The 21393-nt window shown below is 58.7% G+C and carries 20 protein-coding genes; 6 read left to right on the forward strand and 14 right to left on the reverse strand.

The genetic code is table 11. The features are described 5' to 3' along the window. Positions 1 to 100: 100 nt before the first annotated feature. Positions 101 to 994 (reverse strand): LysR family transcriptional regulator, encoded by an 894-nt coding sequence (locus tag ARCT_RS0119715; RefSeq protein WP_027241623.1) that lies wholly within the window; start codon positions 992 to 994, stop codon positions 101 to 103. Positions 995 to 1094: 100 nt separating this feature from the next. On the opposite strand from ARCT_RS0119715, the gene ARCT_RS28445 reads away from it, so the two are divergent. Then, the gene (locus ARCT_RS28445) at positions 1095 to 1313 is read left to right on the forward strand and encodes a hypothetical protein (protein WP_027241624.1); all 219 of its coding nucleotides are present in this window, start codon (positions 1095 to 1097) and stop codon (positions 1311 to 1313) included. A gap of 423 nt (positions 1314 to 1736) precedes the next feature. On the opposite strand, the gene ccoP is transcribed toward ARCT_RS28445, so the two are convergent. Genes ccoP through ccoN form a run of 4 tightly spaced genes read right to left on the reverse strand, consistent with a single transcriptional unit; the run spans position 1737 to position 5181 of the window. Then, positions 1737 to 2606, reverse strand: coding sequence for a cytochrome-c oxidase, cbb3-type subunit III (ccoP, locus tag ARCT_RS0119735; protein WP_027241625.1), 870 nt, complete (start codon positions 2604 to 2606; stop codon positions 1737 to 1739). After that, a complete protein-coding gene (locus ARCT_RS0119740) occupies positions 2603 to 2815 on the reverse strand; it encodes a CcoQ/FixQ family Cbb3-type cytochrome c oxidase assembly chaperone (protein WP_027241626.1) in 213 nt (70 codons plus the stop codon). The genes ccoP and ARCT_RS0119740 overlap by 4 nt, the downstream gene beginning before the upstream one ends. Before the next feature lie 12 nt (positions 2816 to 2827). Further along, a complete protein-coding gene (gene ccoO, locus ARCT_RS0119745) occupies positions 2828 to 3556 on the reverse strand; it encodes a cytochrome-c oxidase, cbb3-type subunit II (protein ID WP_027241627.1) in 729 nt (242 codons plus the stop codon). Between the two features lie 14 nt (positions 3557 to 3570). Next, a complete protein-coding gene (gene ccoN, locus ARCT_RS0119750) occupies positions 3571 to 5181 on the reverse strand; it encodes a cytochrome-c oxidase, cbb3-type subunit I (RefSeq protein ID WP_027241628.1) in 1611 nt (536 codons plus the stop codon). 205 nt (positions 5182 to 5386) lie between these two features. Between ccoN and ARCT_RS0119755 the strand changes: the two genes are divergently transcribed. Beyond that, positions 5387 to 6226 (forward strand): universal stress protein, encoded by an 840-nt coding sequence (locus tag ARCT_RS0119755; protein WP_027241629.1) that lies wholly within the window; start codon positions 5387 to 5389, stop codon positions 6224 to 6226. A 135-nt stretch (positions 6227 to 6361) separates the two neighbouring features. Here ARCT_RS0119755 and ARCT_RS0119760 read toward each other — a convergent pair whose 3' ends face one another. Continuing rightward, a complete protein-coding gene (locus tag ARCT_RS0119760; RefSeq protein ID WP_027241630.1) occupies positions 6362 to 7696 on the reverse strand; it encodes a serine hydroxymethyltransferase in 1335 nt (444 codons plus the stop codon). Between the two features lie 130 nt (positions 7697 to 7826). Here ARCT_RS0119760 and ARCT_RS26565 point away from each other — a divergent pair, with 130 nt between their 5' ends. Next, the gene (locus ARCT_RS26565) at positions 7827 to 8765 is read left to right on the forward strand and encodes a LysR family transcriptional regulator (RefSeq protein WP_051360899.1); all 939 of its coding nucleotides are present in this window, start codon (positions 7827 to 7829) and stop codon (positions 8763 to 8765) included. Positions 8766 to 8787: 22 nt separating this feature from the next. Here ARCT_RS26565 and fnrL read toward each other — a convergent pair whose 3' ends face one another. Beyond that, a complete protein-coding gene (gene fnrL / locus ARCT_RS0119775; RefSeq protein WP_027241631.1) occupies positions 8788 to 9528 on the reverse strand; it encodes a transcriptional regulator FnrL in 741 nt (246 codons plus the stop codon). 61 nt (positions 9529 to 9589) lie between these two features. On the opposite strand from fnrL, the gene ARCT_RS26570 reads away from it, so the two are divergent. After that, entirely contained in the window at positions 9590 to 11050 is a 1461-nt protein-coding gene (locus tag ARCT_RS26570; protein WP_084300908.1) for a radical SAM protein, read from the forward strand. Between the two features lie 222 nt (positions 11051 to 11272). Here the strand turns inward: ARCT_RS26570 and ARCT_RS0119785 are convergent, their stop codons facing one another. The 5 genes from ARCT_RS0119785 to ARCT_RS0119805 form a co-directional block, all read right to left on the reverse strand. After that, on the reverse strand, positions 11273 to 12859 hold the full coding sequence (locus ARCT_RS0119785) for an ABC transporter ATP-binding protein (RefSeq protein ID WP_027241632.1): 1587 nt from the start codon (positions 12857 to 12859) through the stop codon (positions 11273 to 11275). Positions 12860 to 12998: 139 nt separating this feature from the next. Beyond that, the gene (locus tag ARCT_RS0119790) at positions 12999 to 14105 is read right to left on the reverse strand and encodes an ABC transporter permease (protein WP_027241633.1); all 1107 of its coding nucleotides are present in this window, start codon (positions 14103 to 14105) and stop codon (positions 12999 to 13001) included. Between the two features lie 3 nt (positions 14106 to 14108). After that, positions 14109 to 15197: a microcin C ABC transporter permease YejB gene (locus ARCT_RS0119795; RefSeq protein WP_027241634.1), complete on the reverse strand. Its 1089-nt coding sequence runs from the start codon at positions 15195 to 15197 to the stop codon at positions 14109 to 14111. A gap of 9 nt (positions 15198 to 15206) precedes the next feature. Further along, a complete protein-coding gene (locus ARCT_RS0119800; protein ID WP_084300909.1) occupies positions 15207 to 17162 on the reverse strand; it encodes an extracellular solute-binding protein in 1956 nt (651 codons plus the stop codon). Positions 17163 to 17402: 240 nt separating this feature from the next. After that, entirely contained in the window at positions 17403 to 17909 is a 507-nt protein-coding gene (locus tag ARCT_RS0119805; protein WP_027241636.1) for a c-type cytochrome, read from the reverse strand. A gap of 120 nt (positions 17910 to 18029) precedes the next feature. On the opposite strand from ARCT_RS0119805, the gene ARCT_RS0119810 reads away from it, so the two are divergent. After that, positions 18030 to 18863 carry a prephenate dehydratase gene (locus ARCT_RS0119810; RefSeq protein ID WP_027241637.1) on the forward strand — a complete coding sequence of 278 codons (834 nt, stop codon included), beginning with the start codon at positions 18030 to 18032 and terminating at the stop codon, positions 18861 to 18863. 176 nt (positions 18864 to 19039) lie between these two features. Beyond that, entirely contained in the window at positions 19040 to 19690 is a 651-nt protein-coding gene (gene trhA / locus ARCT_RS0119815) for a PAQR family membrane homeostasis protein TrhA (RefSeq protein ID WP_027241638.1), read from the forward strand. 123 nt (positions 19691 to 19813) lie between these two features. On the opposite strand, the gene ARCT_RS0119820 is transcribed toward trhA, so the two are convergent. Both ARCT_RS0119820 and ARCT_RS0119825 read right to left on the reverse strand, forming a co-directional pair. After that, the gene (locus tag ARCT_RS0119820) at positions 19814 to 20341 is read right to left on the reverse strand and encodes a TRAP transporter small permease (RefSeq protein ID WP_027241639.1); all 528 of its coding nucleotides are present in this window, start codon (positions 20339 to 20341) and stop codon (positions 19814 to 19816) included. Between the two features lie 55 nt (positions 20342 to 20396). Then, positions 20397 to 21371 carry a TRAP transporter substrate-binding protein gene (locus ARCT_RS0119825; RefSeq protein ID WP_027241640.1) on the reverse strand — a complete coding sequence of 325 codons (975 nt, stop codon included), beginning with the start codon at positions 21369 to 21371 and terminating at the stop codon, positions 20397 to 20399. Positions 21372 to 21393 lie beyond the last annotated feature (22 nt).

Below are 21393 nucleotides of genomic sequence, written 5' to 3' on the forward strand. Positions count from 1 at the left end.
GGACTCACTCCACTGAATTTGTGTCTCTCTAGCTTGGTTCTTTCAAATGTGAAGGTCACGCTCTTTGACGTGGATCAAAAAGCGCATCGGACAGGCATCTTTATCTATCGCTCTCTGGCTCTTTGGTTTTTCTGTGCCGACGCAGCCAGGAAATGAACTGGCGCGCCTGCACCCGCTGCACACCGGGGCGGGTGACGATATGATAGCCGCGCCCCTCACTGCCGGTAAATAGCTCCACCAGGCGCCCTGCCTTCAAATCCTCGCGGACAAAGTCCCGCACGCTCACCGCGACCCCCTGCCCCTCGCGCACCGCCTGCATCAAAAGATTGCCGGGCAATTTGAGACTGGCGCCGCGTATCACCTCGGCCACCCCGCGCGAGCGCAGCCAATGCGCCGCCTCGGTGGTGCCCAGCTCTTCGAGCCAGGGCAGATCCAAAAGATCCTCGGGCGCCTGCACTTTGCGATCCTTCAGCAGCCCGGGTTCTGCCACCACCACCATGGGCGAGCACAACAGGATTTCGGCCTCCAGCCCCGCCCAATTGCCGTCGCCGTAGCGCAGCGCAATATCGACGCCTCCGGGCTGCAGCGAGACAACTTCGCCGCGCGGATCAATCACCAGATCAATATCCGGGTGCTGCATGCGAAACTCTGCCAGACGCGGCATCAGCCAGTTGGCGGCAAACATCGGTGTGCAGCTGATATGCAAGGGGCGCGCCGCGCCCTGAGCGTTCAGATCCTGCACCGCCGACTGAATGGCACCGAATCCCAGCAACAGGGCCTGCGCCAGGTGCCTGCCCTCCGCGGTGAGCTCCAGGGCCCGGCCACTGCGATCCACCAGCGGCGTGCCCAGATAGTCCTCCAGGCTGCGCAGCTGTTGGCTAATGGCAGCATGGCTGACATTCAACGCCGCCCCTGCTTTGGCAAGGTTTCCATGTTCCGCATAGGCAGAAAAGGCCCGCAAGGCGGCAAGAGGCGGCAGGGAGAGCCAGTCCATATGTAATCCTGACTTACACTATTGAATTTTTCCTGAGTCGCATCTTGCGCCCTTTGCAGCGACAGTCAAAGGCAGAAACACCAGCACGGGAGATTTCAAGATGCTGATCAATATCTACGCCCGCTCCATGATGACCGCAGCCCGCCAGCCCTGTGTGCTGGTTCGCGACCTGCCCGCCGCCGCAGGAACCGGTGAAAAAACCACCCCAGGGCGGTTTGCCAAGGTGCTGCGCCTGTTCAAATCGCTGGCCATGGGGCTGCAGCCCAAAGCGCGTCAGGCGAGACAGCCCCTGCGCTGCATTGACCTGCAAAAACTATAGCGAAAGCGCAAAAGCGCCGCAGCTAAGTGCAAAGGGCTGGGGCAAATCGGCAGAGATTTATGGGCGTCGGTTTTCCAGGAAACGCGCGAACAGATCGAAAATCCGACGCCCAATCCCCACCACCTAGCACGTCAGGCTGCGGGAATTCTGTGCTGGCCCATGTCTCGCCCTTCGTGAGCGCAAGAGCACCTACCAGCTTATCTCTGTCTTGGGTATTGAAGCAGCCTTTGCCCAGGCGGACTTTGACCCTAATCAAACTGGCAAAAAAAAGTCCGCCGCAGGCCAACAAAAAAACAGCTGAATTTGGGGTGGGTCTGAAATCAGATCTGTTCCAGACACAGGGTCACAGACAGCATCATAAACAGAAAAAGGGCCACCCCGACGGGGCGGCCCTTTGGGTTGATGCAAGAAACAGGAAACGGCTTATTCGCCGCCACCCAATTGGTGCACATAGGAAGCAACGGCACGGATCTGCGCCTCGGAAAGGCGGGTGTTCCAGGCCGGCATCACACCGTAACGGGCATTGTTGACGGTCTCGCTGATGGTGGCGTAGTCCCCACCATAAAGCCAGATTGCATCCGCAAGGTTTGGCGCCCCCTGGGTGCGATCACCGGTGCCATCGTCCATGTGGCAGGAGGCACAGTTGTCAGCAAAGACCACCGCACCGGCTTCCACTTTGGTGGCATCCTCTGCGTCACCGGACAAAGACATGACAAAGTTTACAACCTGGTCGATCTCTTCTTTTTCCAGCAACTCGTCACGACCAAAGGCAGGCATCTCGGAGTAGCGCGCATCTTCGCTGTCCTCGTTGCGAATGCCGTGAGAGACGGTCATGTGGATGTCTTCAACCGAACCGCCCCAGAGCCAGTCATCATCCAGCAGGTTGGGATAGCCCTTGGCACCGGCAGCGCCGGAACCGTGACACTGGGCGCACCAGGTCTTGAACACAGCGGAACCCGCGGAAACCGCATAGGTTTCCAGCTCCGTATCGCCTGAAATAGCTGTCAGCTCGGTGGCTTCCAGCTTGGCATTCATCGGCGCGTTGGCTTCTTCTACCGCTGCGATCTCATTCGCCACATCGCCGCGTGTCGACCACCCGAGGATCCCTGCAGTGGCAGAGTTCACCATAGGCCAGGCCGGATACATGATGGTGTAGCCAATCGCCCAGACGATGGTGGCATAGAGTGTCCAGAGCCACCAGCGCGGCATCGGGTTGTCGAATTCTTCGATCCCATCCCAAGAGTGGCCGGTGGTGTTTGGATCATCATCGTATTTTTTGACGGGTTTGCTCATGTCCTCGCCTCCTTGTCTGCGGCGGGTGTCGCCTCGTTCCCTACAGGGGCGGGGGCGTCTACGTGGCGAAAGGGAATACTGGCCGTGTCTTCATAGACCTTGCTGCTGCCGGGCCGAAAGGCCCAGACAACAATGCCCGTAAAAAACACGAACAGAAACAACAACATCCAGCTGTCTGCAAATTCGCGCAGGAGTGTGTAGATTTCCATCAAGGCTCCTCCTTAGCGGTTTGCGTCGGGTGTGAAGGTTGAGAAATCAACCAGCGTACCCAACATTTGCAGATAAGAGATCAGCGCGTCGGCCTCGGACACGCCGGGTTGGCCATCAAAGTTGCTCACGCTGACCTTGTCGCCGTAGCGTTCCAGCAGCCCATCATAGTCGCTGTCAGGATCCGCCTGGGCCTTAAAGTCAGCCTGGGCACTTGCCAGCATCTCTTCCGAATAGGGCGTGCCAAGCAGAGCATTCACCGACATGATGTCGCCGATATACTTGCCATCGATCATCTTACGCTCGAGGAAGCCATATTTTGGCATAACCGATTCCGGCACCACAGACTGCGGGTTGCGCAGGTGATCGACGTGCCATTCATCCGAATAACGCCCCCCCACACGGGCTAGGTCAGGCCCGGTACGTTTGGAGCCCCACTGGAACGGATGGTCATACATCGATTCTGCCGCCAGCGAGTAGTGGCCATACCGTTCGACCTCATCGCGCATCGGGCGGATCATCTGGCTGTGGCAGACGTAGCAGCCTTCACGGATGTAGACTTCACGGCCCGCCAATTCGAGAGGGGTGTAAGGGCGCATGCCCTCCACCTTCTCGATGGTGTTTTCCAGCCAGAACAATGGAGCGATCTGAACCAGGCCACCAATAGACACCACCAGGAAACTGCAGATCAGCAGCAGGGTCGCGTTGGTCTCGAGGATTTTATGTTTGTCGAGAATTGCCATTTGCCATTCCCTCCTTATTCAGCCGGAACCGCGACAGTAAGGCTCGACTCTTTGGCCGGAGCTTTACGGACGGTCATCCACAGGTTGTAGCACATGATAAGCGCACCGGAGAGGAACATAACGCCACCCAGACCACGCACCACATACATCGGGAACTTCGCTGCCACGGTGTCGGCAAAGGAGTTCACCAGGAAGCCGTTGGCGTCAACTTCGCGCCACATCAGGCCTTCCATGATCCCGGTCACCCACATCGAAGAGGCATAGAGAATGATGCCGATGGTGGCGAGCCAGAAGTGCCAGGACACCAGGCTGAGGCTGTACAGACGCTCGCGCTTCCACAGAACCGGAACCAGGAAGTAGAGCGCACCAAAGGTGATCATCCCGTTCCAACCCAGCGCACCGGAGTGCACGTGACCAATGGTCCAGTCAGTGTAGTGGCTCAGCGAGTTCACGGCGCGGATCGACATCATCGGACCTTCAAAGGTCGACATGCCGTAAAAGCCGATCGAGATAACCATCATCCGGATAACCGGATCGGTCCGCAGCTTGTCCCAGGCGCCAGACAGCGTCATCAGACCGTTGATCATGCCACCCCAGGAGGGCATCCACAGCACGATCGAGAACACCATGCCAAGGGTCGAAGCCCAGTCTGGCAGCGCGGTGTAGTGCAGGTGGTGGGGACCGGCCCAGATATACAGGAAGATCAGCGCCCAAAAGTGGATGATCGACAGTTTATAGCTGAACACCGGACGTTCGGCCTGCTTTGGCACAAAGTAGTACATCATACCCAGGAAGCCCGCAGTCAGGAAGAAGCCCACAGCGTTGTGGCCATACCACCACTGCACCATGGCATCCTGCACACCGGACCAGACGATGACCGATTTGGACCCCCAGATGGACACTGGAATGGTCATGTTATTGACCAGGTGCAGCATCGCAACGGTGACGATAAAGGCCAGGTAGAACCAGTTGGCCACATAGATATGCGGCTCTTTACGTTTGATCACGGTGCCGAGGAAGACCGCCAGATAGGCCACCCAGACAATGGTCAACCACAGGTCAACATGCCATTCGGGCTCTGCGTATTCTTTCGACTGGGTGCCGCCAAACAGGTAACCGGTTGCCGCCAGAACGATAAACAACTGGTAGCCCCAGAACACGAACCAGGCCAGGTTGCCGCCCCAGAGGCGCGCGGCGCTGGTGCGCTGCACGACATAGAAAGAGGTCGCAATCAGCGCGTTGCCGCCAAAGGCAAAAATCACTGCCGAAGTATGCAAGGGACGCAGACGGCCAAAGTTGGCAAAGCCCTGAGCCCACTCAAAGTTCAGCGCTGGAAAAGCCAGCTGGAAAGCGATGAACGTCCCGACGAGAAAACCCACAACACCCCAAAAGGCAGTGGCAATCACACCGGCGCGCACAACGCTGTCAAAATACTCATTTTGCTGGCTGCCAGCAGCCGGCTTTGCGTCGCCAGTATGGCGCAGCGTGTATAGAAACAGACCACCAGCAACGAGCATGACGATTATCGCATGCACCTGGTAAGCCAGATCTCGCGCATAATTGGTCCCGATCATCGCGAAAAGCGTGACCAAACCAAGCGCGATCAGCTTGATATAATTAGACATTTTGCGTCCCTTCACCATGTCTCCCGCGATTCTTGGCGTCGCGAGAAACCCATTTATTCCCAGAACTAAATGCAAAACATGCGCTCCGGGCGCATTGATCTGCATCAAGACAAATATCATTCAACTGTGACAGACCAAACAGGGTACGGCTACACTAACAGCCCTTCTTGTTAGAGCTTTGAAATTTTACCACATGAGGTGAAACATGACTTACAAAACCATTCTCACGGTTCTGACCTCGCAGGACACGGCTGAGACCCCTCTGTCACAAGCGGCCTCAATGGCTGCGGCCTTTGACGGCCATACCGATGTCTTGTGCCTGGGCGTTGATCGCACTCAGACCGGGTATTACTATGCCGGTGCCAATGCCATGGTTCTGCAAGAAACCATGACTCGTGCCAAAGATGACGCCAATGCTCTGCAATCCTATGCAGATGACTACCTGAAAAAGGCCGGCGTCCAGTTTTCAACCGATGCGGGTATCGCGCAGATTGCCGATATGGGGCGCCACGTGGCGCGACTGGCGCGGTTTTCTGATCTGGTTGTCCTGGGCCAACCCTATGGCAAGGGCAAAGGTGTCGAAGCCGAACCCGTGGTCGAGGCCGCACTTTTTGAAGGCCGCGCTCCGGTTCTGGTTGTTCCCGACAATGCCAAGCCTGTTGGCCAGCCAAAAACCATCCTGGTGGCCTGGAACGAAAGCATCGAGGCGATGACCTCCATTCGCAAGGCCATACCTTTCCTCACCGGCGCCGATCTGGTGCGCATTGTGGTGATCGACCCGCCGCAACATGGGCCAGAGCGCTCTGACCCCGGCGGCATGCTGGCGCAGATGCTGGCACGCCAGGGGGTCAAATGTGAGATTGACGTGCTCAGCAAAACCATGCCGCGCGTCTCTGATATCCTGATCCGCCATGCCGCCGACACAGATGCCGGCATGATCGTCATGGGCGCCTATGGCCACTCCCGCTTCCGCGAGGCAATCCTGGGGGGGGCGACCCGCAATATGCTGGAAAACGCAACCGTGCCGATTTTCCTGGCCCATTGATCGCAACTTGGGCTGATCCAGCGTAGTCCTGATGATTTAGCCCAGAAAATTTGCCCCGCCCAGCTGCACCCAGCCGGGCGGGGTTTTCTATTTGGCGGGTTGGCCCACGGCCCGCCAGGCAGATCTGGTTCGGCCTCAGCTCCGGACGTAATGCAGGCCCTGGAACCTGGCCCGCATCCGGGCGGTCTGTTGCGCCACCAAATCGGGGTCATTGCCGGTCAGCCCGGCGGCGATCAAACTGGCCAGTTCCGCAGCATCCGCAGGGGTGACACCCCGGCGCACCAGCTCAGGCGTGCCAATGCGCAGCCCGTTCATATCCCCCGCCACCGGATCAATCGGCAGGCCAATGCCACAGGCCAGAAACCCGGCGCGGCGCAGTCTTTTTGAGGCCGCCTGGCCACCGCCAAACCGCGCCGCCTTGATGGCAAACTGATGCGAGCTGGTCGCCTGCCCGCCCGCCGCGCCATTTGGCTTAAAGACCGGCAGCCCCAGGGCCTCCAGTTCAGCCGCCAGCGCCTGAGCCAGGGCGATCATCGCCTGGGCATAGGCCGGGCCGTGGTCGACCCAGTCCAGCAGGCTCAGCGCCAAAGAGGCGGATTTTGCCGCGTCAAAATTGGCCGTCATGCCGGGAAAGGCGATGGCATCCAGGCGTTCGGCAATCTCGGCGTCATTGCTGACAATCAATCCCCCCGCCGGACCGCCAAGGCTCTTGTAGGTGCTCATGGTCATCACATGCGCCCCCTCGCTCAGCGGATTGGCCCAGGCCTGCCCGGCGATGATTCCGCATTGATGCGCCGCATCAAACAGCACCTTGGCCCCAACCTCATCCGCAATGGCGCGGATCTCGCGCACCGGATGGGCAAAGAGGTTGAGACTGCCGCCGATGGTAATCAGTTTGGGACGCTCCCGCAGCGCCAGGGCACGCAGGGCCGCAAGGTCAACCGTATAGCCATCGGCATTGACCGGCGCCGGATGGGACACCAGCCCATAAAGCCCGGCACAGCCATCGGCATGATGGGTGACATGGCCGCCAATTGCAGCAGGCGGCGCAATGATACAATCACCGGGTTTGGTGAGCGCCATAAACCCATAGAGATTGGCCAGCGCGCCGGAAGCCACACGGATCTCGGCATATTTGGCGTCAAAGATCTGCGCCGCCAGCTCGGCCGCCATGACTTCGATTTCTTCGATGGCCTCCAGCCCCATTTCGTATTTGTCCCCCGGATAGCCCAGCGACGGCCGACTGCCCAGCCCGCGCGCCAGCACCGCCTCGGCGGCGGGGTTCATCACATTGGTCGCCGGGTTGAGATTGAAACACTCCTGATCGTGGATCTCGCTGTTGCGCTGTATTAGCGCCTCAATCCGGTTGGCTGCCGCAGACGGAGCCATTTCAGCAGTCGCCGCAGCGATCGCCTGCACCCGGGTTTCGCAGGTGGTCGGAACCCAGGGACGGGTGGCAAGATGGGGCATGGTAGAACTCCTATGAAGCATGGTCCGGGGCCGGTCTTTGGCCTGGGCTTTCCCCAGTTGAGCCCCAGTCAGGCTTGCGCGCAAATCAGTTTTCTGAAAATCTAGGGTTAGAAAAAGTGAGTCTAACCCCATGACTGTTTCTCCACCCCGCCCAAAATCCTTTGCCATGACAGCCCTGCGCGCCTTTGAGGCCTCCGCCCGGTTGGGTGGGTTTTCAGCAGCGGCCAATGAGCTGGGCGTCACTCCCGGTGCCATCTCAGCGCAGATCAAATCGCTGGAGGCAGAGCTTGGCGCGCCGCTGTTTCAGCGCAGCGCCAAAGGGGTGGTTCTGACGCCGCTGGGGGCGCAATCTTTGCCCGCCTTTGGCCAGGCCTTTGATCAGCTGGGACAGGCCGTGCAACAGATGCGCGATGCCGCGGCGCCGCGGGTGGTCCATATCGCCACCCTGCCAGCAATCGCCCAGTTCTGGCTATCGCCCCGCCTGCCCCACCTGCGGGCGGAAATGCCCGGCACCGAAATCTCGATCACGGCCCTGGAGCAGCCGCCGAACCTCAAGCGGACCCCTTATGATCTGTGCCTGTTTTTTGGCGGTCACAACGGCACGGTCCTGGCAGAGGATGTCATCTTTCCCGTCTGCGCCCCAGCCCTGGCTGAGCGGTTGAAAACCCCATTGGATTTGCTAAAGGTGCCCTGTCTATATGACACCAGTTGGGAGCAGGACTGGGAGCATTGGTTGGCACAGGCAGCCCTGCCGCATCACATCGCGCCGCGTGGTCCGGTCTATTCGCTCTATGCCCTGGCCGTGGAAGAGGCGCTGAACGGAGCCGGGGTCTTGATCGGCCATGAGGCCCTGTTGGCACCCTATCTGGCAAGGGGGCAACTGGTGGCCCCTTTTGAGAAAAAAGCCACCCTCCCCAGGGCTTTGCGGCTGTGGAGCATGTCTGGACGTAGCCCCAGTTCCGCCAGTCATCAGGTTGCAAGATGGCTGACAGGTACAGGCAGGACAAACCCTGCCGACCCCGGCTTAAACCCTATAAAAATTGACATGGAAACGCGGCAGAATACCTGAGGGCGGGACCCTGGCCGGCGCCTCAGCTGATAAAGCCGCCATCGCTGTCATCGCCCGCTTCTTCGAACAGGCGCCCCATATCAGGCACTGACACCCGGCGTTTGCCCTCCAGCAAAATCACCCCGTCCTTTTTCAAGGCCGACATCTGGCGGCTGACGGTTTCAAGCGTGAGGCCCAGATAATCCGCCATTGCCTCGCGGGTGAGGGGCAGATCAAAGGTCATTGTGTTGACCGCCCCACGCGGCGTCAGCGAGGCATCGCGTCGGGCAATGATTGTCAGCAGGCTGGCAATTTTTTCCCGCGCAGTTTTGCGCCCCAGAACCAACATCCATTCGCGCGCGGCATCCAGTTCATCCAGGGTCATCTCCAGCAGGCGATGGGCAATATGCGGCGTATTGGCCATCAGCTCTTCAAAGGGCTTTTTGCGGAAACAGCACATCACCAGATCGGTGGTCGCAACCACATTATAGGCGGCACCGTCGCGCCCTGGGCGACCGACAAAATCGCTCGGCAGCAACAGGCCAACCATCTGCGTGCGGCCGTCCTCCATTGTCTGCGTCAGAGTTGCGATACCCGACACCACAGAACCGACAAAGTTCATCATATCGCCGGACCAAATAATTGGCTGCCCCGCTTCATAGCTGCGATAGTACTTGATGGCGTCCAACGCCTCCAGCTCGTCAGACTCGCAGCGAGCGCAAACAGCACGGTGGCGGATAGGACAATCAGCACAATTGATATGGGATATGGTTGGGGCGTTCATGGTCAGTCCCGTTTGATCTAGGTCAAAGTTCGTTCGTGCGAATACTGACTAGGATAGTGACATGTGTCAGGAATCACAATTGGCGAAGCTCGGTTTATTCGATGCCAAAGTGCCGCGCTATACCAGTTACCCCACAGCGGCGCATTTTGGGCCGCAAATTGGTGCTGCGCATTTCCAATCCTGGCTGGGCCAGGTTCCTGCCGGGAGCCAAATTTCCCTTTATGTTCACATCCCCTTTTGCCGCACACTCTGCTGGTTTTGCATGTGTCGCACCCAGGGGACCAGATCTGATGCCCCCATTTCGGCCTATGTTGCGGCGCTAAAACAGGAAATTTCGCTGCTCAGATCCCATTTGCCAAAAGATCTCTCCCTGTCGCGCATCCACTGGGGGGGCGGCACTCCGACCATTTTGCCCCCTGAAATGATTCGCGATCTGGCTGCTGCGCTGTGCGAGATAGCGCCTCTGGCTCCGGGCGCTGAGTTCTTGGTTGAGATCGACCCCAATGAATTCGACCAGGCCCGCTGTGAGGCGCTAATTGACGCTGGGCTTACGCGCGCCTCGATTGGGGTGCAGGGATTTGACGACACAACCCAGCAGGCTATTGGCCGTAGTTTAACCTTTGACAGGGTCGCGCAGGTGGTTGCGATGCTGCGCCATGGCGGCGTGCAGGACCTGAGCACCGACCTGCTGTTTGGCCTGCCGAACCAGACGCTTGCGCAGATCCGCCAAAGCACCCGGCAATTGCTGTCGCTGACGCCGGACCGGGTTGCGCTTTATGGCTACAAGCATCTGCCCGCGATGATCCGGCGCCAAACCATGATCCCGTCTGAAACCCTGCCCAAGCCCGAGGACCGGCTGGAGCTGTTCAGGGCCGCCAGGGCCATCTGCCTGGAAGACGGCTACCAACAGATCGGCCTCGACAGTTTTGCCCGTCCAGGTGACAGCCTGATCCATGCCCGTGAGACACAGGACCTCAATCAGGGATTAAAGCGGGGGTTTCAGGGCTATGACAACGACCCGGCAGAGGTGCTGATTGGGCTGGGAGCCTCGGCTGTTTCCCGGTTTCCGCAGGGCTACGCGCAAAACGCGTCCAGCACCGCCCACTATATGGCCGCGATCAAGACGGGATGTCTTGCCTCCGCCCGCGGCCATGCCTTTGCCGGGGAAGACCACCTGAGGGGGCGCATCATCCAGGCCCTGCTTTGTGGCTTTGCCATCCCCCGTGCGCAGATCCTGGCGCCCTGCCCGGAAATGGCCGCTCGGTTTGACACTCTTGTCACCGAGGCCTGCGCCGCCTTTCCGGGGATACTGGTTGAAACCACAGATGGCGCTGTGGTGACCGAGCAGGCCCAGGCCATCACACGGGTGATTGCCCGCCATTTCGACGCTTATGAAGCCGTCGTCACTGATGCTCAAACGGGCACGAACACCGATACGAACACCGAAACGAACACGGGCACAAACACGGACGCTGTCGCGCCAGCAGTCACCGCAGCTTTGGTCAATATGACCCCCGGCTAAACCTGCTCTTCCTTGTCCTGCCGCCTCTGCATGATGGCTTATCCACGGCACGCTGCAGCGCCGCGCCAGCGGCGCCACCCCCAAGGGTGTGCTTTTGCCTCTGGCAAATGCTGAGCGGGCGGGAGCCCCCCCTTAGCAACATCTCCACCTCAAAGACCCCCGCTCTGCTGTGGTCTCAGTTGCCGGTAGGTGCAGGGACCTCCCCCCTAGCCGTGCCGCAGGCTAGCGGGCGGCGGCCAGCAACTGGCGCGTATATTCCACCTTTGGATGCTCAAACAGCGTCTCGGCGGCCCCCGCCTCGACGATATCGCCCTGTTTCATCACCACCACCTGATGCGACATTGCCCGCACCACATTCAGATCATGGCTGATGAACAGATAGGCCAGCCCGTAGCGTTTTTGCAAATCGCGCAGCAGCTCGACGATCTGCACCTGCACCGTCATGTCCAGCGCCGATGTTGGTTCGTCCAGCACCACCAGTTTGGGCCGCAGCACCATGGCACGGGCAATGGCGATACGCTGACGCTGGCCGCCGGAAAACTCATGCGGGTAGCGATCCATCGTCGCCGGATCCAATCCAACCTCGACCATCACCTCCGCCACCAGGTCGCGCGGGGCGCGGTGCTGGTCGACCTTGTGAATGGCCAGCCCTTCGGCAATGATCTGGGCGCAGGTCATCCGCGGGCTGAGCGAGCCATAAGGGTCCTGAAACACGATCTGCATATCCTTGCGCAGGCTGCGCAGCTCACGCGTGGACCATTGCCGCAGATCGTCACCGCAGAACCGCACCTCGCCCTCAGAGGCAATCAGCCGCATGATCGCCAGCGCCATGGTGGTCTTGCCCGAGCCGCTTTCGCCGACGATACCCAGAGTTTCGCCAGCCCGCACCGAAATCGAGGTTGGATTGACCGCCTTCACATGGCCGACGGTGCGTTTCAACAGCCCCTTCTGGATCGGGAACCAGACTTTCAAATCCCGGGTACGGATCATCTCTGCCGCATCAGCCGCCACCGGTTCTGGGATACCAGAGGGCTCTGCTGCCAGCAGTTTTTGCGTATAGGCATGTTGAGGATTGTCAAAAACCTCCGCCGCCGGGCCTTCCTCGACAATCTCACCGCCCTTCATCACACAGACCCGATCGGCGATGCGGCGCACCACGTTCAGATCGTGGGTGATGAACAACAGCCCCATGCCCTCAGATTTCTTCAGCTCGGCCAGCAGCTCCAGAATCTGCGCCTGGATGGTCACATCCAGCGCCGTTGTGGGTTCATCCGCAATCAGCACCTCTGGTTTATTGGCCAGGGCCATGGCGATCATCACCCGCTGGCGCTGACCACCGGACAGCTCATGCGGATAGGCGCTCAGGCGGGTTTCGGCATCGCGAATGCCAACCTTTTGCATCAGTTCCAAAATGCGCGCCCGCGCCGCCTGCCCCTGCAATCCCTGATGCAGTGCCAGCGATTCCGCCAGCTGCTTTTCAATGGTGTGCAGCGGGTTGAGCGAGGTCATCGGCTCCTGAAAGATAAAGCTGATGTCATTGCCGCGCACCTGCATCAGGTGCTTTTCCGAGGCGCCGACCATTTCAACCCCGTCATAGGTGACGGACCCTTCCACGATGGCGCTGTCGCCCAGCAGTGACACGGTGGAGAGTGCCGAGACGGATTTGCCAGAGCCGGACTCGCCCACCAAGGCCACGGTTTCACCACGTGCAACCGAGAATGAGACGCCTTTGACAGCCTTGTTGATCTTGCCATCCTGACGGAAAGACACATGCAGGTCTTTGACCTGAAGGATTGGAGCTTTTGTCATGTCTGTCTCTTGCCTGCAGCAACACTGAGGGCGGTGCTTGACCGCGGGCGGAAACGAAGTGCCTGCCCATGGGAGCCATGGGGGTGGTCGGGCACTGCCCGGCTTGCTGCCGGGCCTCTCTGGCATGCGCCTCTTCTTATCATGAAAAGGTCTTTCTTGGATCAAAGGCGTCGCGGATACCTTCAAAGATAAAAATCAGCAGCGACAGCATCAGGGCAAAGGTGACAAAGGCGGTAAAGGCCAGCCAGGGCGCTTCGAGGTTTTGTTTTGCCTGCAGGGTCAGCTCCCCCAATGAGGGCGCCGAGGAGGGCAGGCCAAAGCCGAGAAAATCCAAACTCGCCAAGCCGCCAATGGTGCCGGTGATGATAAAGGGTAGCATGGTCAGGGTTGCCACCATGGCATTGGGCAGCATGTGGCGCAGCATGATGGTCATATTGCCCACTCCCAGGGCCTTGGCCGCGCGGACATATTCCAGATTGCGCGCCCGCAGGAATTCGGCCCGCACCACGCCCACCAGCGAGGTCCAGCTGAACAGGATCATCAGCCCCACCAAGAGCCAGAAACTGCGGCCCAGAATGGCAAACATGATGATGATCACATAGAGCGTTGGGGTGGAGCTCCAGATTTCGATCACCCGCTGGAACACCAGATCCAGCCAGCCGCCAAAATAGCCCTGCACCGCACCGGCCAGAATACCAACCACCGTGGCCGCGCCCGTCACCATCAGGGTAAAGACAATCGACAAGCGAAAGCCATGAATGACCCGCGCCAGCACATCGCGTTTGGCGTCATCTGTGCCCAGAAGGTTCTGCCCATTGGGTGGCAGTGGTGCAGCCCCAGGGCGGTCCACATTGGTGTTGTAGGAATAGGGAATGAGCGGCCAGATCGTCCAGCCCTTGTAGAACCCTTCAGCCGCGTAGCTGCCCCCCGCTATTTCCTCGATAATCTCTTCCGGTTCGTCAAAGCAGTCCTCAACCCCGCCAGATTGAATCAGGCATTCCACCTCTGGGTCGCGATAGCTTGCCTTGGTTTTTACATCGCTGCCAAAGGTGCTCTCAGGGTAGTACTTGAAGATCGGCGTATAAAGCTCGCCGCGATAGCTCACCAGGATGGGTTTGTCATTGGCCAGGAACTCAGCAAAGAGCGACAGGCCAAAAAGCACCGCAAAAATCCACAGGGACCAATAGGCGCGTTTGTTGCGGCGGAAGGTGTTCCAACGACGTTGGTTCAGCGGGGATAATGCCATGGTTCAGCCCTCCCGCTTTTCAAAGTCGATGCGGGGATCAACCAGTACATACATCAGATCGGAAATGATCCCGACCACCAGGGACATCAGACCAAAGATATACATGGTGCCAAACATCACCGGGTAATCCCGCGCCACCGCGGCCTCAAACCCCAGGCGGCCCAGACCATCCAGCGAGAAAATCGTCTCGATGATCAGGCTGCCGGAAAAGAATATGCTGATGAACACCGCCGGGAAACCGGCAATCACAATCAGCATGGCATTGCGGAACACATGGCCATAGAGCACCCGGTTTTCCGACAGCCCCTTGGCCCGTGCGGTGATGACATATTGTTTTTTGATCTCATCCAAAAAGGAGTTCTTGGTCAAAAGCGTCAAGGTGGCAAAGGAGGCAATGGTTGAGGCAATCACCGGCAGCGCGATGTGCCAGGCGTAATCGTAGATCTTGCCAAACAGGCTGAGGCTTTCCCAGTTGTCAGAGGTCAGGCCGCGCAGGGGAAAGATCTGCCAGTAGGAGCCACCCGCGAACAGAACCAGCAGCATGATCGCAAACAGGAACCCCGGGATGGCATAGGCGGCGATGATGATGCCACTGGTCCAGGTATCAAAACGCGAGCCATCGCGCAGTGCCTTGCGAATCCCTAGGGGGATCGAAATCAAATAGGCAATCAGTGTCGACCACAGCCCCAGAGAAATCGACACCGGCATCTTTTCCAACACCAGCTCTGTCACGTCGATCTTGCGAAAATAGCTCTCACCAAAGTCAAACCGCATGTAGTTGACCAGCATCAGGCCAAACCGCTCCAGCGGTGGCTTGTCCAGGCCAAACTGCTCTTTCAGCTCCTCGATGAGTTCCGGCGGCAGGCCCTGACGGCCTGCGTAGCTGTCATTGGCTTCTATCACCGATGATCCACCGGAATCCCCGCCGCCACCGGCAAAGCCCTCAAACACATCACCGCCGCCCTGCAGCTGCGCGATCACCTGTTCCACCGGACCGCCGGGGACAAATTGTACCAGGGTAAAGTTCACCACCATGATGCCAAACAGGGTTGGGATCACCAGCAGTAAACGTCTAAGGATATAGGCTGCCATGTCGCGCCCTTACCGCAAGGCGCCCGAGGCTTTCAATTCAGCCTCGCGCGCGGCATCCACCCACCACAGGTCCAGCAACCCGGTGTCATAGGGGGGCAGGTTTGCAGGGTAGGCATATTGTTTCCAATGGGCGATCCAGCTGACGTCCAGATACCAGGTTGGCACCATGAACCGTTTTGCCCGCAGCACCCGGTCCAGCGCACGGGCATTGGAGTAGAGCTCTTCCTGGGTTTTGGCGTCAACAACATTGTCAATCAGGGCGTCCACTGCCGGATCCGCCAGACCTGCCGGATTAAAGACCGAGAACTTATGCGCCTCGGCCCCAAAGAACTGATACAGGCCGGTCGATGGTTCCAGTGACATTGGATAGGCAAAGGAGACCATGTCAAAATCCTTTTCCCGGCGGCGGCTGGTGTATTGCGCGTAATCCACCCGATTGAGCACCGCGTCGATGCCCATTGCCTGCAGGTTTGACACATAGGGGCCGACGATACGTTCCAAAGTCGGGCTATCAAGCAGGAATTCGATCTTCAGTACCTCGCCCGCCGCGTTCTGGCGCATGCCCTCACTGTTCACTTCCCAGCCGGCCTCATCCAGCAGCTTCATGGCGCGGCGCAGGTTGCGACGATCATTGGGGCGTTTGGGTTTCGAGGCATGGGCCATCACCGGCTCAGAGGTCAGAATCGCCGGATCAATCTGGTCGCCCAGCGCGGTCAGCACCTCCAGTTCGCGCCCCGTCGGCACGCCTTTGGCCTCCAGATCGCTATCCTGCCAGAAAGAGCTGCGATGGCGGAACAGCCCGTATTGCAGGCTCTCGTTGGTCCATTCAAAGTTGAAGGCCAGCTGCAGGGCCTCGCGCACCCGAATGTCCTGGAACTTGGGCCGCAGCAGGTTCATCACAAAGCCATTGGCCACAGGCACATTGCCGTCCGGGATCTCGTTCTTGATCACATCGCCATTTGCAACCGCGTCAAAATCATAAGAGGTCGCCCAGCTTTTCGAGTTATTCTCAGGCCGCACGGTGTAGATGCCAGCCTTAAAGCCCTCCATGGCGGCAATGGCATCGCCAAAATACTCTACCCGGATGGCATCATAGTTATGTCGGCCGATGTTGACGTTCAGATCCTTGCCCCAGTAGTCGGGATTGCGGCGGTAGGTGATGCGCTGGTTGATCTCGGCCTTGTCCAGAATATAGGGGCCAGAGCCAATACCCGGATCCAGACGTGGCTCATCCAGGCGGCGGTTTTCGGGATCGGCCTCAAACCAGGCCTTCGAGAAAACCGGGGTGCCCCCCACCTGTGTGATCATGGCGCGGCGAGGGTAATCCGGAGAGAAGTAGAATTTCACCTGATGCGGGCCCAGCGCTTCGGCCTTGGGGATACGTTTGCGCACGGCTTCGGCATAGGACTGCAGGCCCTGATCCAGCAGGATGTTATGGGAAAACACCACATCATCCGCCGTCACCGGGCTGCCATCGGAAAAACGCGCCTCGGGGCGCAGGTTGAAAATCACCCAATCCTGGCTTTCGGGGTACTCCAGGCTTTCGGCAATCAGACCGTAATAGGATCCCGGCTCATCATAAGATTCCACCAGCAGACCCTCAAAATGCTCCGAGGCCAAGGCGCCGGCCCGGCCCTGGCGGGTAAAAGGGTTCATACTGTCAAAGGTGCCCACCGCCGAAATCGACAGCTCGCCGCCCTTTGGCGCCTCTGGGTTCACATAGTCAAAATGGGTAAAGCCTTTGGGGTATTTCAATTCCCCAAATTCGGCAAAGCCATGGCTCGTGATCACCTCCTCTGCCGCCGCCCGCAGTGGCATCGCCAGAAGCAGGAGGGCAAAGGCAAGCCCCAGAATCAACATGAAAACCGGGCTTGCAGGCCCAGCCTGCACCACCTGTGCCCTGGCCCGAGTAGCCCTTTGGGCCTCTTGCTGTGCTGCCTGATTACCTGCCATCTGGGATGTCATCTGTCACAACCTCCATTGCCCGGCCTTGGACTGGCGCGGTTTTTCCTGTCCCGCAAGCTAAAACCCGCAGGTGGTAACATTCAAGGTGAGATTACGTGATCGCGACAATCACCAGATCGAAAGCGCGTGATCTCGCCGCGACAACCGGACATTCCCCGACCCGTTGCACATGCAAAAGGCCGCAGCAGATGCCGCGGCCCTTTGAAATCTGTTGTGCTGGTTCGGGAAACCAGATCCGGATCAGTTGTCGAGGCTGTCCAGATAGGCAATGAGGTTCACCCGGTCATTTTCTTTTTTCAAACCAGAGAACGTCATTGTGGTGCCAGATGCATAGGCTGCTGGTTTCGTCAGGAAGTGATTAAGCTCTTCTGCCGTCCAGGTGCCGCCCAGCGCGGTCAGAGCGCCGGAATAGCCAAAGCCATCCATGCTGGCCTGGGCGCGGCCAACAACACCATAAAGCGAAGGACCGGTGCTGTTCACACCCTCTTCGAGTTTGTGGCATGCTGAACATTTTTTGAAGACCTTGGCGCCTTTGCCAGCGTCAGCTGAGGCCATCAGCTCTTCAAAGCTGACCTCAACCGCATCTTCATCAGCGGCGCTCGCATCCGCTACTTCAATTACATAAGATTGCTCACCGTGCGCATCTGACGAATAGAGCACATCCGCGGCCCAGTGGCCCAGAAGAAGCACCAGGAACGATCCGCAAACGCCTGCGGTCGCTTTGGTTAGGGTCATCGTGTCAAACATGAATCGCGTGTCCGTTTTAGCTGTCTGGGTCGTTGTCTAAGGCTTCCACTCGTCAGTGGCAAGGTATAGACAACGCGACGAAATGCCCGTTTGCTGAAGTTTTGCAGGAAAGTCGCACTGATGACCGGAAAAATTGCCATTCAGGGGGAGCTCGGCTCTTATAGTCACGAGGCCTGTCGCAATGCGCGCCACGCGATGGAGGTGCTTCCCTGCGCCACATTCGAGGATGTGATCGAGGCGGTGCGCTCAGGCGAGGCAGAGCAGGCGATGCTGCCGGTTGAGAATTCCACCTACGGGCGGGTTGCCGACAGCCACCGGCTGCTGCCCCATAGCGGGCTGCATATCATCGACGAAGCCTTTGTGCGGGTGCATATCAATCTCTTGGTGGTGCCCGGTGCCAAACTGGAAGACATCCGCGAGGCAAAATCACATCTGGTCCTGCTGCCACAATGCGGAAAATTCCTGCGTAAAAACAACATCATGGGCCGGGTTAGCCCGGACAATGCCCGCGCCGCACGCGATGTCGCGGCAGCAGGCGACATCCATACGGCCGCCCTGGCCAGCGAATTGGCCGGCGAGATCTATGGGCTGGATGTGCTGGAGAAAAAGATTGAGGATCGCGGTGATAACACCACGCGTTTCCTGATCATGTCGCGCGACCCTGACACCAGCCGCCGCGGTGCCCATGGCATGATCACCAGTTTTGTCTTTCAGGTCCGCAATATTCCCGCCGCCCTGTACAAGGCCATGGGAGGCTTTGCCACCAATGGCATCAACATGACCAAGCTGGAGAGCTATATGGTCGATGGATCTTTCACCGCAACGCAGTTTTATGCGGATATCGAAGGCCATCCAGATGATGCAAACGTGCAACTGGCAATGGATGAACTGGCCTATTTCACCACCAATGTGGAAATTCTCGGCGTCTACCCTGCCGACAATGGCCGCTATTAGGCGGCTCCGCCTCTCACGGCATCCAAAGTTGCGCCAAATGAGCGAACAACAAAGCGGTGCGCGAGAGATTGGCCTGCACTGCCAAACGCCTGCGCCCAGAGGTGCTGACGTACAGGAAATCTAGACTCTCCCCGGCATCCTTCCTATCGCTGGGGCGCAACCTGCCAGAGTCCGTCATGACAGCTATACCGCAAGCCACAACCTACCCCAGCGCCATCCCTGCCCATCGCCGTGCCGATATCGCGGTGCATGCGATTGGTCTGACCCTGATCCTGGCGGCCGGCCTTGCGCTGTCTATCAAGGCCAGCGCCGATCTTGATTTTACGCTGATTGCCGCGCTTGGTGTCTATATCCTCTGCGTTCTGGCCTCCAATATCGCGTCAAGCCTGTACCACTTTGGCCCCTGGCACCACCGCCGTGTATTGCTGCGCCGCATTGACCATGCTGCAATCTATCCCAGCATAACCGGCACCTTTACGCCTTTTTTTGTCCAGGCTGACACCTCCTGGACCTGGACACTCTTGTACCTGTGCTGGGGGCTGACCGCCCTCGCAATCTGGAACAAGATTACCAATGAAAACGTAAAGTCCCGCTGGTCGACGGCCTCTTACCTGGGGCTTGGCGCGCTGGGGTTGGGCGCACTGCCGGATCTGACCATGGTGCCAGCCACCAGCCTGTGGTGCATCCTGTCTGGTGTCACCAGCTTTGTGATCGGCACCGGGTTCTACGCCCGCAAGACCCTGCCGTTTCGCTATGCGATCTGGCACATGTGGGTCAATATTGGCGGCATTCTGATGTTTACCGGCATCTGGATCGCCCTGTTCTGACGCGCCCTGTTCTGACGCGCCCTGTTCTGACGCGACCTGAGACACCTCAGATGGGACGCTCACAGGCCTCGTTGCGGCCATGCCCCCCCAAATCCCACCCAGTTGCCATACAACACCGGTCACTTAATCCAGCTGTGATGCGGGGGCCTCGGCAGGCTCATCGCCGGCCCATCTGGCGGCCAGGTGCAGCAGGATGATGATCATGGCAATGGGTACAGAGATCGAAATCCAAACCATCGGAATGCCAAGGGTATCGGCAGTCAGGCCCGATTGGCGGGCAAGATAGCCTTTGGCAAAACCGCCGCGCAGGCCAATGAAACAGAAATAGACAACCGGCAGAATAAAGATGAGCACCGCAGCGCTTTCGACCGCTTTGGCAAAGGTCGCCAGAAAATGAGGGGGCTGCGGGAACACGCTGTGCATCAACACCGCATCTGAGCGGGTCTTGAACGACAGCGTCGCCCCCAGCAATCCGGTCCACACCATCGCATAGCGGGCAACATCTTCGGTCCAGACAGGTGGCGAGGCAAAGACATATCGCGCAATGATCTGAACAACCACCGTCACGAACATCAGACAAACCGCAAAAACGGCAACGCGGCGCATGAGATAATGCAAACGGTTACTGGTGGTGATGATGAGCTGGCGCATCTTTTTCTCCGGTTAGGGGCTGGGCGGGCTACCGGGCGGCAGCCCGCCCATCGGTTTAACGGTTCTCGTCAGACAGTTTCTTCCACAGCGCGGTGTCCTCTGCAGACATCAGGTCTGAATCGTAGACCGGCAGAGAGGCTTCACGAAACACGGCACGCTCTTCTGGCGTAAGGCGCTGCACTGTCACGCCCTTTTCCTCCAGCGCCAGCAGCCCGTTGACCGAAGCAGCCGCCAGCCAGTCGCGTGCCGCAGCGTCTGCAGTAACAACTGCAGCGTCAACGCTTGCACGATCTGCCTCTGACAGGCCATCGTACCAGTCCTTGGAGGCGATAACCGCCCGCAGTGGCCAGATCACATCCGCAGTGGCAAAATTCTTCACAAAATCGGTCTGGCCAAACATCACAGGCACAAAAGGCGAGTTCAGGTAGCCGTCGATGACACCTGTTTGCAGGCCTGCCGGGACTTCCCCCCAGGGCACAATCGTGCCGCTGGATCCCCAGGCCTGATACATGGCAATCTGCGCGTCATCCAAGGCACGCATCCGCAAAGACGCCATATCCGCCGGAGAGCGGACGGCCTGTGTTGTGGTAATCACGCCTGACGCGGGGCCAAGCGGTGCCAAAGCCAACAAGATCGCGTCTTGTTCTGCCAGGTTTTCATTGATGCGGTTGTAGACATCGCCCGCAGCCAGGGTGCGGTCCATATGCGCGATATCGCTAAAGATATATGGCAGGCGGATCCCGTAGATAAAGGGATCCACCTGGGCGACGGCGCGGACATCTGAAAGCGAAATTTCAAGCAAGCCAGTCGAGACCTGATCGAATTTCTCGGCCTCATTTCCAACCGAGCCACGTGGCATTTCACGCACCTCCATGCCTGCGTCTTTCAACGCGTTGCCAAAGGCAAATGCCCAGTTGTAGGATCCTGATGTTTCCAGATCCGGCTTGCTGTCCAGTGCAATTTTGACCTCTGCTGACGCAGATGTACCCATCGCGAGCAATGCCGCGAATGTAAGTGCCTTAAGTTTCATTGGTCGTCCTCCCTTAGGTTTG

This window comes from Pseudophaeobacter arcticus DSM 23566, assembly GCF_000473205.1.
GTDB lineage: Bacteria > Pseudomonadota > Alphaproteobacteria > Rhodobacterales > Rhodobacteraceae > Pseudophaeobacter > Pseudophaeobacter arcticus.